At 58.8% G+C, this 16,266-nt stretch carries 13 protein-coding genes and 1 tRNA gene; 4 read left to right on the top strand and 10 right to left on the bottom strand.

Annotated features, from left to right (window positions below):
* Nucleotides 1-110 precede the first annotated feature (110 nt).
* Nucleotides 111-1,322, top strand: coding sequence for a hypothetical protein (locus tag ACXYMP_RS06890; RefSeq protein WP_458905196.1), 1,212 nt, complete (start codon nucleotides 111-113; stop codon nucleotides 1,320-1,322).
* A 117-nt stretch (nucleotides 1,323-1,439) separates the two neighbouring features.
* Here the strand turns inward: ACXYMP_RS06890 and ACXYMP_RS06885 are convergent, their stop codons facing one another.
* Nucleotides 1,440-4,895, bottom strand: coding sequence for a class I SAM-dependent DNA methyltransferase (locus ACXYMP_RS06885; RefSeq protein WP_458905194.1), 3,456 nt, complete (start codon nucleotides 4,893-4,895; stop codon nucleotides 1,440-1,442).
* A 226-nt stretch (nucleotides 4,896-5,121) separates the two neighbouring features.
* Here ACXYMP_RS06885 and ACXYMP_RS06880 point away from each other — a divergent pair, with 226 nt between their 5' ends.
* Nucleotides 5,122-5,502 (top strand): hypothetical protein, encoded by a 381-nt coding sequence (locus ACXYMP_RS06880; RefSeq protein WP_458905192.1) that lies wholly within the window; start codon nucleotides 5,122-5,124, stop codon nucleotides 5,500-5,502.
* A gap of 142 nt (nucleotides 5,503-5,644) precedes the next feature.
* On the opposite strand, the gene ACXYMP_RS06875 is transcribed toward ACXYMP_RS06880, so the two are convergent.
* Together ACXYMP_RS06875 and ACXYMP_RS06870 are read right to left on the bottom strand one after the other, a co-directional pair.
* Nucleotides 5,645-5,720: transfer RNA gene (locus ACXYMP_RS06875), tRNA-Thr, on the bottom strand.
* Between the two features lie 50 nt (nucleotides 5,721-5,770).
* Nucleotides 5,771-7,429 carry an ABC transporter permease gene (locus ACXYMP_RS06870; protein ID WP_298569657.1) on the bottom strand — a complete coding sequence of 553 codons (1,659 nt, stop codon included), beginning with the start codon at nucleotides 7,427-7,429 and terminating at the stop codon, nucleotides 5,771-5,773.
* A gap of 88 nt (nucleotides 7,430-7,517) precedes the next feature.
* On the opposite strand from ACXYMP_RS06870, the gene ACXYMP_RS06865 reads away from it, so the two are divergent.
* Complete coding sequence (locus ACXYMP_RS06865; protein WP_298569659.1) at nucleotides 7,518-8,393, top strand: hypothetical protein; 876 nt, start codon at nucleotides 7,518-7,520, stop codon at nucleotides 8,391-8,393.
* Between the two features lie 55 nt (nucleotides 8,394-8,448).
* On the opposite strand, the gene ACXYMP_RS06860 is transcribed toward ACXYMP_RS06865, so the two are convergent.
* Nucleotides 8,449-8,706, bottom strand: coding sequence for a DUF2312 domain-containing protein (locus ACXYMP_RS06860; RefSeq protein WP_298569662.1), 258 nt, complete (start codon nucleotides 8,704-8,706; stop codon nucleotides 8,449-8,451).
* A gap of 153 nt (nucleotides 8,707-8,859) precedes the next feature.
* On the opposite strand from ACXYMP_RS06860, the gene ACXYMP_RS06855 reads away from it, so the two are divergent.
* Complete coding sequence (locus ACXYMP_RS06855) at nucleotides 8,860-9,075, top strand: hypothetical protein (protein ID WP_458905188.1); 216 nt, start codon at nucleotides 8,860-8,862, stop codon at nucleotides 9,073-9,075.
* Between the two features lie 16 nt (nucleotides 9,076-9,091).
* Here ACXYMP_RS06855 and ACXYMP_RS06850 read toward each other — a convergent pair whose 3' ends face one another.
* The 6 genes from ACXYMP_RS06850 to ACXYMP_RS06825 form a co-directional block, all read right to left on the bottom strand.
* Nucleotides 9,092-11,179: a 3-hydroxyacyl-CoA dehydrogenase NAD-binding domain-containing protein gene (locus tag ACXYMP_RS06850; protein WP_458905186.1), complete on the bottom strand. Its 2,088-nt coding sequence runs from the start codon at nucleotides 11,177-11,179 to the stop codon at nucleotides 9,092-9,094.
* A 147-nt stretch (nucleotides 11,180-11,326) separates the two neighbouring features.
* Nucleotides 11,327-11,578: a hypothetical protein gene (locus ACXYMP_RS06845; protein ID WP_458905184.1), complete on the bottom strand. Its 252-nt coding sequence runs from the start codon at nucleotides 11,576-11,578 to the stop codon at nucleotides 11,327-11,329.
* 29 nt (nucleotides 11,579-11,607) lie between these two features.
* The gene (locus tag ACXYMP_RS06840) at nucleotides 11,608-11,934 is read right to left on the bottom strand and encodes a TraR/DksA family transcriptional regulator (RefSeq protein WP_298569669.1); all 327 of its coding nucleotides are present in this window, start codon (nucleotides 11,932-11,934) and stop codon (nucleotides 11,608-11,610) included.
* A gap of 83 nt (nucleotides 11,935-12,017) precedes the next feature.
* Nucleotides 12,018-13,151: a FliM/FliN family flagellar motor switch protein gene (locus ACXYMP_RS06835; protein ID WP_458905182.1), complete on the bottom strand. Its 1,134-nt coding sequence runs from the start codon at nucleotides 13,149-13,151 to the stop codon at nucleotides 12,018-12,020.
* Nucleotides 13,152-13,223: 72 nt separating this feature from the next.
* Nucleotides 13,224-15,920: an ATP-binding protein gene (locus tag ACXYMP_RS06830; RefSeq protein ID WP_298569673.1), complete on the bottom strand. Its 2,697-nt coding sequence runs from the start codon at nucleotides 15,918-15,920 to the stop codon at nucleotides 13,224-13,226.
* Nucleotides 15,920-16,264, bottom strand: coding sequence for a hypothetical protein (locus tag ACXYMP_RS06825; RefSeq protein ID WP_458905179.1), 345 nt, complete (start codon nucleotides 16,262-16,264; stop codon nucleotides 15,920-15,922). Before ACXYMP_RS06825 ends, ACXYMP_RS06830 begins: the two co-directional genes overlap by 1 nt.
* Between the last annotated feature and the right edge of the window lie 2 nt (nucleotides 16,265-16,266).

The following is a 16,266-nucleotide window of genomic DNA, read 5'->3' as shown; positions in this document are numbered from 1 at the left end:
GAGGCTCCCACCCGCGCGGCAAATCCCGCCGGTCGAATGGGGCGCAGCCCAAGAGGGGGGTGATAGTAGCACCCCCCTCTGGAAATACAGAACCACCAGAAGATTACACCGTGTTACATCGGGGCTTTGACACTCTGGCGCTGTCTATTCAGGCGAATATCGGCCCCAAGCTGTTTGAATATCTGGACGCGCAGAAAGCGATTGCCGAGGAGGAACAGCGCGAAATCCTGATCACTTACGAAGGTCTGCAATTCCTGCTCAAACCCTATGGCGGGAAAGGCTATCGGTTCCTGCTGGACGGAGGGCGCGATGGCGCAAGCTGGGCGATCAAGAAACCCAACGCGCGGGACAAATGGGGCATTCGCCTGTCGTTCGGATCATTCTTTCTGGCAACCTATGGTCTTGGCGCGGCCAAGGCGCATTGTGACCGTGTTCTGGACCGTCTGGGCGTCCGCTTCGGCTCTGATGATGTGAGCATATCGCGAGCCGACTTTTGTGTGGATGTGCTGGCGAACGGGCTGACGCTCGAACCGGATCAGATGGTGATGCACAGCGCGACCGGGCGGCGCGATCATGTCGCACAGGATGATATTGCCGTGCATGGCAAATCCGGGTGGGTGTCATCTGTCACATCGGGCAGCATCGCCAACCGGCAAGTCCAAATTTATAACAAGCGATCAGAAGTTATCGCCCGCAGCAAAAGCCACTGGTGGGACATCTGGAACCATACGTTGCGTAACGGTCTGGGCAACATCAACGCGCCCCTTACGTTACATAAGGGAACAGTCCCCGGCCCCCTGTCCCCAGATGCGGACAAGGCCAAACATAACCAAGTCTGGCGTGTCGAGTTTCGCGCGGGCAAAGACCTTTTGAAAGACCGTTGGGGCATTCGCACATGGGAACAGTTCTTTGACCGCTACGGCGATCTGTGCCGGTCATCGGGCGAGCTTGTCCGATACACCGAGCCGGACCCCAACGACACGAACCGGTCCCGCTGGCCCAACCATCCGCTTTGGGATGTGGTCTGTGCTGAGATGAATGACGACCTGATCGAAATGCGCAGCGGGGCGGACCCCAACCCGATGAAGGAAGTGCACCGCGTGGAACATATCGCCAGCCTGCTGAAACAGGTGACGGGAACCTGCATCACCATCGCGGCGCTGGAAGGCTGGGAACATGAGGAACTGCCGGTGGCGTTCAGCGGGTTTGCCGAGCGAATGACCGCAGCGGCGAATGACAACCCCGAACGGTCCGCCAAGCAGTTGCAGGACGCCAAGGACCGGTATGTGTTCATCCGCCAACCCGACGCGCCGCCTACGTAACGTATAGGTAGGGACCAGCCACCCAAGCGCCTACGTAATGTTACCTTACATAGGAACGGTCAGACCACGAAAAGCGCCTTATGTAATGTTACATAGGGCGCTTATCTTATGTAGCGGTCAGCGCGTGGCGCGGTAGGTGCCGGTATCCACCCGTTCGGCCAGACCCAGCGCGGTCATGCTGTCCAGAAGCGGAATGACCGAGGCCGCGCGGCCGCGTTTGAAGGATCGTGCAATTTGTTCGGGCGTGGCTTCCTTCAAGTCCGACAGCGCATCGCGCACGGCGGCGACCTGATCGGGCATGGATTTGGGCCATGCGGGTTTGTCCTTGGCATCGACCGGCGCATCGCCAAGGTCGAGCTTGCCAGATTTCGCCCGTGCCTCGGCCCCTGACGGGTTTTGGTAGTCCGGGCGCAGCCAGCGGACTTTGCCTGCGGCCTCTTCCCGTGCGCGTTCGGCGTTCAGGTCGACCAGTCGGTGCAGGATGTCGTCGTCACTCAGGTCATGCGGCCAGCCATAGGCATCGGCGACGGCGGCGTCGATCCGGTCGTGAATGTCTTTTAGCAACCCGATCAAGCCCTGGTCGTAAACCTCTTTGTTCTTGTCGGTCAAAGGCTCTTCGGCCCGAACCTTTTCCAGCACGTTATACATCTGCGTCAGCGTCAGCTTGGGATGCGCGGCCTGCCTGTCCTTGCGATGCGCGTCGAGTTCCTCGCCCAACGCGCGCAGCGTGGCCTTCTGCGCGTCGGTGGGGGTTGGGAAGGGGAAGGGGTTAAAGCAAGCACTGTGATTATAGGTGGGATCATTCCCCACACCAAGCCATCCGCCTGCTGAAAGCGACCATTTTTCATGTACTTGGGAAGAAATTACCGCCAAATCAAAAGCATCCTCCGATGCAATGACAACAACTTTACTTTCACTAATCACATTCGGTTCGACAAACGAAAATAGTCGGAACTTCGCCGTGCGCGTTGTTCCAATATAGCGAGACAGTCCGGAAGTTGCCTTGCGGAATGTCTCATGTGTACGACCAAACCATTGCCAGTTTTCTTTACGCCATGGGTCTGCGTTTTCGTCGCGTTCTGGTTTGACGTTGTCGAGAAGGTGCTGATAGGCATCAGGAAACCGATTGGAAATTTCAGTCTTTTGCAATGGATAGAAATCAAATGCTTTTCGGTAGACTCGCCCATCCTTAAGGTCAGCGCCGTTAATGTACGGACGCAAGTAAGTTGAGATTTCTGGGTTTCTTTTGATGAACGGCAGCGCGGCGGCATCATCAAGTATAAAGCCCTGCCCATTGAGTTGCATACCTTTGATCGCCAACCCTTCATTCGCCTTCAACGCCTTCGCCCCGGCCACATCCGCGCCAGTCCGCAGGTTCCCAAAAATCTTGCCCCGTTCCTCGTCAAAGCGGACCACGCGGCCTTCATCCTCGGTCTGGCCTTTATGTTCCTCGGCAATGGTCAACAACCGCCCGTCATGCCGTCCGGCGCGACCCACGGTCATCGCGATCCGCACCGCCGCGCCCATCGACGCATCCACCCAAGGGTGGTCGGGAATAGCATAGATCAGTGACAGGGGTTTCTTGGGATCGCCCAGATGCGGTTCCAACACTTTGCGGTTAAAGGTCTGACGCAGGGAATTGGTGGTGATGAACCCAAACCGGCGCGCACCCTTTCCGGTTTTCGCATTAAACGCCCGCGCTTTCGCCGCCGCTTTTTCCCACCAGAACATCACAAAATCCGCTGATTTCGGCATTTTGGGGTAAGCGGACCACAGCGCCTCGGCATAGCCATCGCCCAGCGCGTCACGCATCCGGCTGGCACCGATAAACGGCGGGTTGCCGACGATGAAATCGGCCTCGGGCCATGTGGCGGGTTTCGGGCTGGCATAGTCCAGCACATCGACCCGCGCGGTCTCGTCCGGCACTTCCTCGCCCGTCACGGGGTGGGGTTTGGTGGTGATCCCGTCCCAGCGGGTGACTTTGACGCCATCCACCATGCGTGGGGTGGTGTCGCCGTGGTCCAGCACGGCGTCGCGGTTTTCAATATTATGGAAGTCGCGCAGCACGGGTTCGGCGGGCGCGGCCTTGCCATAGGTTCGGAAATGCCATTGCAGGTATCCGATCCACAAGACCAGTTCCGCCACCCGCGCGGCCCACGGGTTCAGTTCGATCCCCAAGAAGTTATGCGGGTCCACGGTAAAGGATGCCAGCGACAGGGCGGTCTGTTCCTCACCCAGTTCTTCCAGCAGGGCGGTGACCTCGCCTTCCAGCCGTTTCATCAATTCCAGCGCGACATACAGAAAGTTGCCCGACCCGCAGGCCGGGTCCAATACGCGGGTGTCTGCCAGCTTGCGGTGGAAGGCGTGCACAGTCTCGCGCGCCTTGTCCATTTTACCCTGTTCCGCCAACGCATAGGCCGAGGTCTGCACATCATCCCAATCGCGCCGCAGCGGTTCAATCACCGTCGGCATGACCAGCCGTTCCACATAGGCGCGCGGGGTGTAATGCGCGCCCAGCTTGTGCCGTTGGCGTTTGTCCAGCGCGCGTTCCAGCAGGGTGCCGAAAATCGCGGGTTCGACGGTTTTCCAATCCTTGCTGGCCGCCCCGATCAGCAGCGCGATTTGCTGACTGTCCAAGGGCAGCGCATCCGCATCCGCAAACAGCCCGCCATTGAATTTCAGCACCTTGGTTTTAAGGATCGCGGAAAACCCGCCCGTGTTCATGGTCTGCCAAAGGTTTTCCAGCGCGGGGGCCGCGTTGTCAGGGTCGTTCGCCATGTCTTTCAACAGGTCGGTGAAGCTGTCATGCGGGATCAGGTCCACATCCTCGGCAAACATCGAAAACAGGCAGCGCATCAGGAAGGCGGCAACCTTGTCGGGTTCATGCCCCTGTTTCTCGAACGACCGGCCCAGAAGCGCCAGTTGGTCCGCAATCTCGCGCGTGACATTGGCGGCGGTTTTGGATGGGTCCAGCGACAGCGGGTCATTCCAGATCGCGCGAAACAGGTCTTGGATTTCAGGCTTTTCCAGATCGTCCAGAAAGATGCGAAAGGAATTGCCGTCAGGAAATTGGGTGTATCCGTGGCCTTGGCCCGAGAAGTCGGCATAAAGTTCGAACACATACCCCACGTCGCAGACGATCAGGAAAGGTGGCCAGCCATCCTCGCGCGCGATGCCACGGGCATAATTGTCGGCCTGCCCCCGCGCCTTGACCATCATCTTGTCCCAAGCCCGTGTGCCGCGCACCCCATGTCCCACACGTTTCACATTCGAGACATTGGGCAGCGTCAGTTGGTCGGGGTCCGCCGACTTGCCATGCGTGCCTTGCTTGGTTTCAAGGATGAATGATCCGCGCCGGTAAAGGTCGATGTATTTCTTTGAGCTTTCGCCGATGATCGCAGACGCCACAGGCCGTTCCAGCCGGTAGTGGTCATTTGCGTCGGTGTCGGTGACAGGCAGTGGCTTTTCCAGCCCAAGGGCTTCTGTCAGGTCATTAAGGAACAGACCATAATTGGCGCGTTCCGATCCACCCGACTGTTTCCACCGCTCAATAAATTCTGAAATCGTCTGCATAGGCACCACGTCAAACCGCTTTTGCCGACGATGCCCGCCAAGGGTGAAAGGTGCAATCTGAATTTGCCACTTTGAAGGACACAAACCAATCACAACCTCTGAAAGAAGGTTTTGTTATGCACGTTCTGAAAAAATGGGCTGAAGTCATGCAACAAGTCTTGCACTCAACTATTAGATGAAATGTAAATCGGCCATATTCCAGAACTGCTCCGAAAAAGGATCAACTATGCGTTTGTCATTAGCAATTGCGATTGCACTTTGTGCTTCAACATCAGCGAGCAACGGAGAACCCGTCCGCACATCAGCGTCGGGACACGACTACGAGCTGTCTTGCAACTCAAACGGCTATATATTGCGGTCGAAAGCGCCTGTCTCTCGTTTCATCGGACAAGGTGCAAACACGCAAGTTCTACGCCGAACCGAAGTGATCTATCTTGGCCGTAGTTGTGACGCCTATTCTGAAGTTTTAGGTGGCGGTGGTTGGTGCTGGGCGAATGGTGGTTTCATCGTTGATCTCGATGGTGAGCGACTCGGTTTTCCCCGTCAGGAGTTATTGTGCGTGGAGGAAAATTATTACGATCTGGGTCTCGATTGCCGGTGCGAATAGTAGCGCTGCTCGAACGAATCTATCGCTTGACCGTATCGCGCCTGCAACAGCCCAATACCTGCTTCCGATATGCTTCCGGATTTTTTGAGCCGAATTTCGCCGCAGCGCAGAATCGCGCAAGATGTTGATATTGCGGTGTAAATGGTGCCCCCACACGGACTCGAACCGCGGACCTACTGATTACAAATCAGTTGCTCTACCAGCTGAGCTATAGGGGCACAGGGCGCATTTAAGATGTTCTGGCGCGGGGATCAAGTGAAAGCTTTCATCAGCGACTTGCGCGCGCCATCAAGGCCACCGCGCAAAGGCCAACTGCGATCACCATCAGGGCGGGTGGTGCAGCCTGTCCCAGCTGTTCAAGCGACGCCTGTTCATAGACGCGCGTGGCCAGTGTGCCATAGTTGAACGGGCGCAGAAGAAGCGTTGCCGGAAGCTCTTTGACGCTGTCCACGAAGACCAAAAGCAGTGCAGTGCCGACCGAGTTTCGGATCAGAGGCACATAGACCTCACTCAACGTGCCGCGGGCTGAGCGCCCAAGTGACCGGGCTGCCATCGGAAGGTTAGGGGAAACACGCTCGATCGCGGCATCGGTTGCGCCTTGGGCGATGGCGAAGAACCGAACGCAATAGGCGTAGATGACCGCAAAGGCTGTGCCCGTCATCAACAAGCCAGGATCCCACCCGGTCAGCGCCAGAACGCCGTCTGCCAAGCCATTGTCGGCTGCTGCCATGGGGATCAGAATTCCGATCCCCAAAACCGCTCCGGGAGCGGCATATCCGATCGTCGTCAGCGGCATGAGCTTGCGCGGCAATGCGTGCCCGGAAAGGCGCACTCCATAGACAAGAAACAACGCGCCCAGCACCGTGACGACAGCGGCGATGCCTCCAACTGTCAAAGTGTGCAACAGCGCCGACCCCAACCCGTTTGAAAACCAGTATTCCGGTTTTGCGATGGCATGACCGATCAGGACTCCAACGGGCAAGACAAACCCAACCACGAAGGGGATCGCGCAAGCGATGGTTGCACAGAGCCCGGCCCAACCCGACAGCGGGCGGGGTTCGACGGGGCGGCTTTGGCGCGACATCCGATAGAACCGGCTGCGCGACCGGCTGATCTTTTCCAGCGCAGCCAAAAGGAAGACAAACACCAATATGACCATTGCGATCTGCGCCGCGCCACCTGCGTTGTGGCTTTCGAGCCAAACCGTGAAGATGCCCGTGGTCAGGGTTTGGACCGCGAAATAGTCGACCACGCCGAAATCCGACACGGTCTCCATCATCACGATCGCAACACCGGCTGCGATGGCGGGGCGCGCCAATGGCAGGCCAACCCGCCAGAACCGCGCGAAGGGACCAGCGCCCAGCGCGCGCGCCACCTCGTAGGCATCACCGGACTGTTCGCGAAACGCCGCGCGGGCCAGCAAAAACACATAGGGGTTCAGCGCCGCCGCCAGCACGACCACTGCCGCCCAGCGCGACCGGATCTCGGGGAACCAGTAATCCTGCGCGCTTTGCCAGCCAAAAAGCGCACGCAAGCCGGTCTGGACCGGCCCCGCATATTCAAGAAAATCAACCAGCGCATAGGCCCCGACATAAGCAGGGATCGCAAGTGGCGTCAGCAGCAGCCATTCCAGCCAGCGCGCGCCCCTGAAGCGATACATGGTGATCAGCCAAGCCGACCCGGTGCCCACCGCCGCAGACATCCCCCCAACGGTCAGGCACAGGATCAGCGTATTGGAGACATAGCGCGGCAAGGTGGTGTTCATCAGGTGCGGCCACGCATTCTCGGCGGGTGTAAGCGCCAACCAGACGATCGACAGGATGGGCAGCAAGACGAGAAGAGCAATCAGCAAAGCACCCAACGACCAAAGGTTCGGCAGCCATAGGGCACTTCTGGGTGCTACATTCTGAGTCTTTTGGTCGGTCATATCCTGGCTCTTTAGCCCGAAACAGGTTTAACTGTCCAGAAAACCAACATATGTTTGCGTCATTCGAGCGAAAAGGACCGCGCAAAACATGCATATCTCGTTTCATCTCGGCGCTCACTACACAGATGAAGATCAACTGATCAGATCTCTTCTGAAAAATGGCGGGGCGATGACACAAGAAGGGATCGCGCTGCCCGGTCCCGGGCGCTATCGCGGATTGATGGCCGATGTTCTGGTGAAGCTGGATGGCGCACGCGCGGATGCGGAAACACAGGAAATGCTGTTCGAGGCATTTGTTGACAACGAAGACGCAAAACGGCTGGTACTGGGGCACAAAAACTTCCTTGGCGCGCCGCACCGGGCCTTGGAACATGGACAGTTCTATCACTTGGCAAAACGCAACACCCAGCGGTTGCGATACCTGTTTTGCGATCATACGGTTTCGTTTTTCATCGGCATGCGCAACCCGGCCACCTTTGTGCCTTCGGTGCTGAGCGCCCTAAGCGATGCCCAACGCAATGCGATCATGGCACAGCTTGACCCGCGTGCCTTGTTCTGGTCCGACATCCTTCTGGCCATTCGCGAGTCAAACCCCGAAACCCAGATCACCGTCTGGTGCGATGAAGACACGCCCTTGATCTGGTCCGACGTCATGCACGCGGTTTCGGGCATAGCCCCCGAAACACCCCTAGAGGGCAGTCTGGATATTCTGGAAAAGATCACTCACCCCGACGGCATGAAGCGGCTTACGGACTACCTGCAAGCCAACCCCATCCAGAACGAGGGGCAGCGCCGGCGCATCCTGACGGCATTCCTTGATAAATATGCCATCGATTCCGAGTTGGAGATGGAGATAGATCTGCCCGGTTGGTCTGACCAGTTGGTTGATGATCTGACGGCGACCTATGATCAGGATATGGACAGGATATCGCATATTCCGGGCGTCACGCTGTTGACCGCATGATACAAAAAAAGCCCGCCAAAAGCGGGCTTTCCGTGCGGCTCGCCGGTTGGCCGCGCTACATGCCGAGCGCTTCTTTATACATTTCCAGCACGGCTTCTTCTTCTGCAATGTCGTCCTTGTCGCGCTTGCGAAGGGCGATCACCTTGCGCATCACCTTGGTGTCATAGCCACGCGATTTCGCTTCGGCCATAACCTCTTTTTGTTGCTCGGCAATGTCTTTCTTTTCCATATCGAGCCGTTCAATTCGTTCGACGAACTGGCGCAACTCGTTGGCGGTGACACGATAGCTGTTGTCGGCTTGATTTTCGTCCATGGGATCCTCTTGCTCGGGTTGCCCCTGACTAGCCCGTCCCTTTGTCCGCTTCAAGGGTGCAGACGCACCGAAAACGAGGGCTGGCAGATGTTGAGGGGGTTGCACCACTGACGCGCACGCGCTAGGCGAACACACGCAACACCGGAGGCACACATGGAGTGGCTGATCATCTTAGGCGCAGTCTTGTCGCTTGTCGGGCTTGCTGGACTAATCGCCAGCGCCGTCAAGGTCATGAAGGCCAAACGCGCCGGGCTGGAAGATGCCGAACTGCGCGCGCGCGTTCAAAAGGCCATGGCTTTGAACATGGGTGCTTTGGGACTGTCCGTGATCGGCTTGATGTGCGTGATCTTGGGTGTATCGCTGTCCTGACCTGTTCCGCGACATGTCAGTTCATATCGCTGAAATGACGCCCGTTTTTGATCAATCTGTCAAAAAGCGCAGAGGGCGCCCAGAATTTTGGCTCTTCCGACTGGCAGGCTTTCAACGCGTTTTGAACCACCAGAAGGCCACGCTGATCGGCTGACATCATCGGGCCGCCGCGGTGACGCGGGAAGCCATACCCGAACAGCAAAACCACATCGATATCCGAGGGGCGCAGGGCGATCCCCTCTTCCAGCAAACGCGCGCCCTCGTTCGCCATCGCATTCAGGCAACGCTGCTGGATCTCTTCCGTGCCAAAATCGCGCGGCGTGATGCCCTTGGCGCGCCGCTCTGCATCGATGATCGCAAGTGCGCCGGGGTTTTCAATCGGACCGCCGTCCTGATCATGGATGTAATAGCCGCGCCCGGCTTTCTGGCCAAACCATCCCTGCTCGCACATGCGGTCGCCGATCGCCACATATCGGTCCTGCGGATCACGGGTGGCGGCCAATCGTTTGCGGCGCGCCCATGAAATGTCGAGCCCCGCCATATCGAGCACCTGATAGGGACCGATCGGGAAGCCATAGGCCCGCATTGCGGCGTCAATCTGTGCGGGTCTGGCCCCGTCCTCGAGCATGAAATCCGCAGCCAGCCGATAGGCTGCGAGGATGCGGTTTCCGATGAACCCATCAGCCACCCCTGCCCGCACCGGCACCTTGTGCAGTTTCTTGGCAAGCGCAAAGCCAGTCGCAACGACATCGCTGTCGGTTTTCGCACCGACAACAACTTCGAGCAGTCGCATGATGTGGGCGGGTGAAAAGAAGTGATACCCCACCACGTCCTGGGGCCGCGTTATCGTGGCGGCAAGCGCATCAATGTCCAGATATGAGGTATTGGTTGCAAGAATTGCGCCGGGCTTCATGACAGCGTCGAGCTGGGCAAAAACCTCGCGCTTCACATCTTCGTCCTCGAACACGGCCTCAATCACCAGATCCACCTGACCGAGTTCGGACATATCGGTTGTGCCGCGCAGCCGAGCCAGTCGGTCTTCGCTGATCGCTGAGGTGATCCGCCCTTTGGCCACAGATTTCTCATAGTTGGCCACGATCCGATCCGTGCCGCGTATCAAGCCTTCGTCATCACGTTCGACCAATGTTACGGGGAACCCTGCGTCAAGGCACGAGATGGCAATCCCGGTTCCCATTGTGCCGGCGCCAACCACGCCGATCGTGTCCACCTTGCGAAGCTGAGCGCCCTCCAACTCTGGCACTTTGGCGGCGCGCCGTTCTGCAAAGAAGGCATGGCGCAGGGCTGTGGCCTCGGGGCCTGGTTCGCAATCGTCAAAACATCGGCGTTCAAAGGCGACGCCGTTTTCAAACGGCAACAACAGGGCCGCTTCGACGCAATCCACGATCAAAGAAACGGACGGGACCGGATTGCCTGATACTCGCGCGCGCCACGCCTTGATCGCTTTCATGTAAGCCATCGGATCATCAAGTCCTGCGTGCCGATCGCGGGTTGGGCGCGGCTTGGTGCCATGCTTAATCATGTTGCGCGCCGATCCGACGGCAGCCTGATCAAGGTTGCGTTCGATGACCTTGTCCACCAAACCCATCGCCGCGGCCTTGTCTGCCAAGACCGCCTTTCCTGTTACCATCAAATTCAAGGCCGCATCCGCCCCGATCATGCGGGGCACCCGCTGCGTGCCGCCACCGCCGGGCAACACACCCAGATTGACCTCGGGCAGGCCCAGTTTGCTGCCTTGTGCGGCAAGTCGATAGTGGCAAGCCAAAGCAAGTTCGAAGCCTCCGCCAAGCGCATTGCCTTGCACTGCGGCGATCACCGGCTTTGGGCATGTTTCGATCAGGTTGCAGACATCTGACAAGATGGGCGCGGCGCGCGGGCGACCGAATTCACGGACATCCGCGCCTGCAGGAAAGGTGCCGTTTTCGGCGCGCAACACCACCGCGCGCACCAGATCATCTTTGCAGACAGCTTCAAATGCCTCAAATAGACCCTGACGAACCGCATGCCCCAGTGCATTCACCGGTGGGTTGTTGATCGAGACGATGGCGACACCGTCTTCGATTTTCATCTGAACCTGATCTGCCATATTCCCTCCGGTCAAACCTAACACTCAAAGGGCTGATCCAAGGGTCGTTTGTCAATGCCTACGACGTGTCCGCACAATATTCCCAACCGTTTGGTCGGCTATACTGCATGCCCGCCACGGCGCGACACCCGGTTCGATCCGCCCGTTCTACACGGGCATATTGTCGAACAGATCGTCCGCATCATCATCTTCAAGCTCGTTCTCGAACTTGCGGAAATCTTCGGGCACAGGCTGGCCCATCTTCTCCAGCTCCGAGATCTTCTCTCGAAGTTGTTCTTGCAAAACATGCCGATCTTCAGGGCGTTTTGCAATTTCATCCAGGATCAAGCTGATCGAGGCCTTAAGCTCTTCAAATGCCATTTCATCCTCCCAAAATGGTGCCAGACGTGGCGTTTTCACGGCGCTAAACAAGCGCACTCACGATAAGATCAAGCGTGCTTTGCTGCGCAGTCGCGGCAGAAAGGGGTGTGGGGCAGCACGTCAAGTCGTTCTGACGAAATCTCGGTGCCACAAGTCGCACAAAACCCGAACTCGCCTTCTTCTATGCGCGCCAACGCGGCATTGATCTTGATGATCTCATCTTGACCCGATGTGCCCAAACCTTCAAGGACTTCGTCCTCTTCGCGTTCGACGGCAAGCTCTTCCCAGTCCTTGGACTGGTGGCTGTCGAGTTCTTCTTCGATCTCGCGCAGCCGCACATTCAATTCTTTCAAACGTGCATTCAGCATGTCGCGATATTTAGACACATCAACCATGGCGCACCTCCTTTGCAGACCGATATTGCGCCTCGCGGGGGGCACGCGCTTTGATGCATATCAAGCGGATTCCAACCGGGGGATCAATGCACGGGGTTCAAGTCTGCGGTGGGTAAATCCGGCAAATCTGGAAGGTCCGGCAGGTCGCCAAGCTCGGACAGATCTGACAGCTGCGCCATGTCAGAAAGGCCTGTCATTTCAGAAGGCTCAGTCATGTCGACGTTGGGCGGTAAATCCGAACTTTTGTCCGGTCTTGGCAGCGGCGCCGGGTCGGCTTCGGTGCGCGGAGCAGCCCTATTGTCCAATGCCCTTGGCCCCGCTCCTGCCACGCGATCCTTCGGGTCTGATTGCCCGATCCGCAAGGCGCGTTGCCCTTGCGCCTGACCAAGCCTGCAGAGCACCACGCAAGCCCCATCCAGATCTTCAAGTGCCACAGCACCAAGGTTTTCGCGCGGCAGGGTCAGCATCATCCCAGGCTCAAGCCCGGACACATCGTCAAGCGTCATGTGCACCCGGTGCAACACGGCTTTCAGGTCTGCCTTGGTCTGCAGGATCGCTTCGGCCACATTCTCGGCCGCCTGCCCTTCTTGGTCCGAAGGCAGTGTTGGCTTGGGTCGCGGTGGGTCATAGGGCAACAAAAGCGAAAGCGCGCCAGACTTTGCCCCGCGCCCCAAATCAAGCGACGCAGAGAACCGCCGATAGGGGATATCCTCCAACGCCAATTGGACGGCGCGATAGTCGACAAGTTGCAGCGCGAACCGAAACCCCGTCGCCGCTGTTGCGATTGGCAGCTGGGCTTGTGCGATCTCGGTTTCAAACCGCTCAAGCACCCCGTCCAGGAAATCGGCACACATGATGGCATCTGTGCGCGTTGGTTCGCGCGGAATTGCGGGCGATGGCACCACGCGGCCTGTGGTCAGCATTTCGATAAGCGCCGCCAACAAGCCCGGATCGACGACGAACAGCCCGAACTGGCTTTCTGGTCCTTCAACAAGAGCGAACAGCGCGTGGTCGGGCAAATCATCTGCAACCGAAGACAGGATCACCCGGTCTTCGAAGATTTGGGTCGGCGTGATTTCAAGTGCGGCCACGTCTTCGGCAGCCCGCACCAACGCCACCCGCAACGCACCCGTTGTCGAGGCAGGCGCGATTTCAGGCGGGGGTCGCCCAGCGCCGGCTTTGCGGCGGATCGCACTGGTCTGGTCGTGGTCAGCCATTGAGGGTCCGTTTTGATAGCGTCCCCCTAGGTCTGCCAACACAAGGTTTACAAATGATTGATTTCCGGTCTGTCAGGCCGGCTTTTCAAGCGGAAGCGTCACGCGAAAGGCCCCGCCGCTTTGCCCCGGCAGATAGGCGATGGTGCCCCCAAGCTTTCCCATGATCTCTTGACAGATGGCCAAACCCAGCCCTGCCCCGCCGGCTGCGGCCTGATCTGTCAGGCGCGAGAATTTCTCGAAGATCAGCGCTTCACTTTCGGGAGGGATTCCCGACCCGTTATCCACGAAATCGACCCGCAATTCCCCGTCGCGACGCCCGACTTTGATGCGCAGCTGTTTGTCAGACGCGTCACAATACTTGGCCGCATTCGCAATCAGGTTGATGAACACCTGAACCAGGCGGTCCGTATCGGTGACAAGTTCGACCTGCTCATGCATCGGATAGCGCCGCACGCGCAGCCCTTCGGCGTCGATCACCGAGCTGGTCGCCGAAACAGACCGGTCCAACAGGTTGGACAGCACATCACGTTGCGGGTTCAGTTCAACCTGCCCGTTTTCAAGAACGCTGAGGTCCAGAAGGTCATCCAGCAGACGGGTCAGCCGCACCGCTTCGTCATGGATGATCGAGGCATGGCGGCCAGCAGCATCCGGGTGCGCCGTGCCGCCGTCGCGCAAGATCTCGGAAAACGCCCGGATCGAGGTCATCGGCGTGCGCAGTTCATGGCTGATCTGGCTCAGAAACGCATCTTTCTGGATCGACAGTTGGGTCAGTTTTTCGTTGGCGGCAGACAATTGACGTGCGGTCGTGGTCAGTTCGGATTGCTTGGCTTCAAGGCGTTGGGAATATTCCAGCATCTGTTGCGTTTCGTCGGCAACGGCCATCAGATCATCCACAGACACGGTCGCCCCACCCATGATCTGGGCAATCATTGCATGTGCGGTGGCCGCGCCGACCGACCCCGCCAACTCACGTTCGAGGCGGGCGATGAAATCAGGGGTGGTGTCGGGCAGATACCCCCCCTTCCCCTGCGAGGCTGCTTGCGCCTGAAACAATGCCTGAGCTTCGTCCGCCCCCATGATCCGTTGCGCCATGATCAACAGATCTTCAGCCGTCGCCATCGGCATGGTCCACCCTTTTGCCGGGCCGGACTGGTCCAGAACGTTGACAAACTGGGCGCCCTGAAGCCGCTCCAGCGGGCTGGGAAAGGACAGCAACGACACGGTCACAAAAGTCGCCGTATTCAGGATCATGGACCACAGGATCGCGTGCACGACCGGGTCCAGCCCCGCCACCCCGAACAACGCCTGAGGCTTTAGCCACCCAATCCCCAGAGGTCCATCGGCCAAAAGCGATGCGCTCATCACCCCGGCCTCGCCGAAGCTGGGCAGGAACAAGGTATAGGCCCAGATCGCAAATCCGGTGAGCAACCCGGCAGCCGCCCCATTGCGCGACGCCCCCCGCCAGAACAACCCGCCCGCAAGGGCTGGCAGCACCTGCGCCACACCGGTAAATGAGATCAACCCGATCGCGGCAAGCGCAGCCCCGCCGCCCGATATTCTGAAATAAAGATAGCCAAGCGCCAGCACGGCGATGATCGACAGGCGGCGCGCCGTCAAAAGGATCTGACGCACGTCGCCAGACACCGACGCCCCGCCGGGCCGGGTTGACAGCCAGATCGGCATGACGATGTGGTTTGATACCATTGTCGACAGCGCGATCGAGGCTACGATCACCATCGAGGTGGCCGAGCTAAAGCCCCCCAGAAACGACAGCATCGCCAGACCGTCGCGGTCATAGTGCAGCGGGATGGTCAGAACGAACAGATCAGGGTTTTCGCCCACCGGCAGGGTCGCCAACCCGACAACGGCGATTGGCAGGACGAAAAGGCTCATCAGGAACAGGTAGGTCGGGAAGGCCCATGACGCCATGGACAGTTGCCGCTCGTCCAGGTTTTCGACCACCAACACCTGAAACATGCGCGGCAGGGTCAAGAAGGCCGCTGCTGACAGAAACGTCAGCCCAACCCAGCGCCCGCCCTTGATGGCCCACGCTTCTCCCGGCGCCGCGCGCATTGCTTCGTCGACCGCCGTTGCGATCCCCGATGGCCCACCGCCAACGCCCCAGACCACGAAAGCGCCGACCGCCAAAAGCGCGACCAGCTTGACCACGGCCTCGACCGCGATGGCGGTCACGACGCCGTGGTGGCGCTCGTTCACATCCAGATTGCGGGTGCCGAACAAGATGGTAAACAAGGCAAGCCCACCCGCCACCCAAAGGGCCGTCGCATCCAGATCAGGCAACACCCAACCGGCTGAACGGTCCCGTGCAAAGACCGAGAATGAGAGTGTTACCGATTGAAGCTGAAGCGCGATATAGGGCGTTGTGCCGACGACGGCGATCAACGTGACGATCACGCCCAGAAGGTTTGACTTGCCATAGCGCGATGACAGTAGGTCCGCGATCGAGGTCACACGCTGCGTCCGCCCAACGCGCACCAGTTTGCGCAAGAACCACCACCAGCCGATCATCACCAAGGTCGGGCCAAGATAGATCGTCACGAACTCCAGCCCGGACCGCGCGGCATAGCCCACCGCACCGTAAAAGGTCCACGCCGTGCAATAGACGGACAGCGACAGCGTGTAGATCAAGGGTGAGTTAAGAAACCGGTTCTTGTTGCGCGCTGCACTTCTGTCTGCCCCAAAGGCAACCAGAAACAGCAACATCACATAGACAAGGCACACCGCGACAAGCGTGTTGAAGCTAAGCATCAGTCGCGCCCTTCGAAGGAAGATGTCGCGTGCGGCGGTCGGTCAGTGTCGGACTGTGGGTCTGCCCCATCGGGGGTCAGGTCTGCGTCAGACCCGGATTGATCCCCACCTGTCGCATCCGGCCAGCGCCCAAGGCCACGCGATATCAGTGCCGTGGCAAGGATCAGGCAAAACCAAGCCGCAAAGACATAGGCTCCCAGCGCGGCCCCCGAAATGTCGCTTGCCAGAAGCGGTAACAGGAATAGAAAACTGCCCAACAGCGGCAACAACCGCGCCGCATCTTCCAACCTGCGCCGACGATAGCTTTGCCTGGCCAGAAACAGCGGTTCACGCGGGGTTCGCATCA

It is taken from the genome of Aliiroseovarius sp. CAU 1755, from assembly GCF_054482655.1.
Note: the sequence above shows the minus strand (reverse complement) of the source record. Positions and strands in the feature narration are given on the sequence as shown.

What these genes read in the sequence shown, in the direction of transcription:
- ACXYMP_RS06885 (WP_458905194.1), bottom strand. Translation starts at nt 4,895, where the DNA reads ATGCAGACGATTTCAGAATTTATTGAGCGGTGGAAACAGTCGGGTGGA.
- ACXYMP_RS06865 (WP_298569659.1), top strand. Translation starts at nt 7,518, where the DNA reads ATGCATATCTCGTTTCATCTCGGCGCTCACTACACAGATGAAGATCAA.
- ACXYMP_RS06860 (WP_298569662.1), bottom strand. Translation starts at nt 8,706, where the DNA reads ATGGACGAAAATCAAGCCGACAACAGCTATCGTGTCACCGCCAACGAG.
- ACXYMP_RS06870 (WP_298569657.1), bottom strand. Translation starts at nt 7,429, where the DNA reads ATGACCGACCAAAAGACTCAGAATGTAGCACCCAGAAGTGCCCTATGG.
- ACXYMP_RS06880 (WP_458905192.1), top strand. Translation starts at nt 5,122, where the DNA reads ATGCGTTTGTCATTAGCAATTGCGATTGCACTTTGTGCTTCAACATCA.
- ACXYMP_RS06825 (WP_458905179.1), bottom strand. Translation starts at nt 16,264, where the DNA reads ATGCGAACCCCGCGTGAACCGCTGTTTCTGGCCAGGCAAAGCTATCGT.
- ACXYMP_RS06830 (WP_298569673.1), bottom strand. Translation starts at nt 15,920, where the DNA reads ATGCTTAGCTTCAACACGCTTGTCGCGGTGTGCCTTGTCTATGTGATG.
- ACXYMP_RS06850 (WP_458905186.1), bottom strand. Translation starts at nt 11,179, where the DNA reads ATGGCAGATCAGGTTCAGATGAAAATCGAAGACGGTGTCGCCATCGTC.
- ACXYMP_RS06835 (WP_458905182.1), bottom strand. Translation starts at nt 13,151, where the DNA reads ATGGCTGACCACGACCAGACCAGTGCGATCCGCCGCAAAGCCGGCGCT.
- ACXYMP_RS06855 (WP_458905188.1), top strand. Translation starts at nt 8,860, where the DNA reads ATGGAGTGGCTGATCATCTTAGGCGCAGTCTTGTCGCTTGTCGGGCTT.
- ACXYMP_RS06840 (WP_298569669.1), bottom strand. Translation starts at nt 11,934, where the DNA reads ATGGTTGATGTGTCTAAATATCGCGACATGCTGAATGCACGTTTGAAA.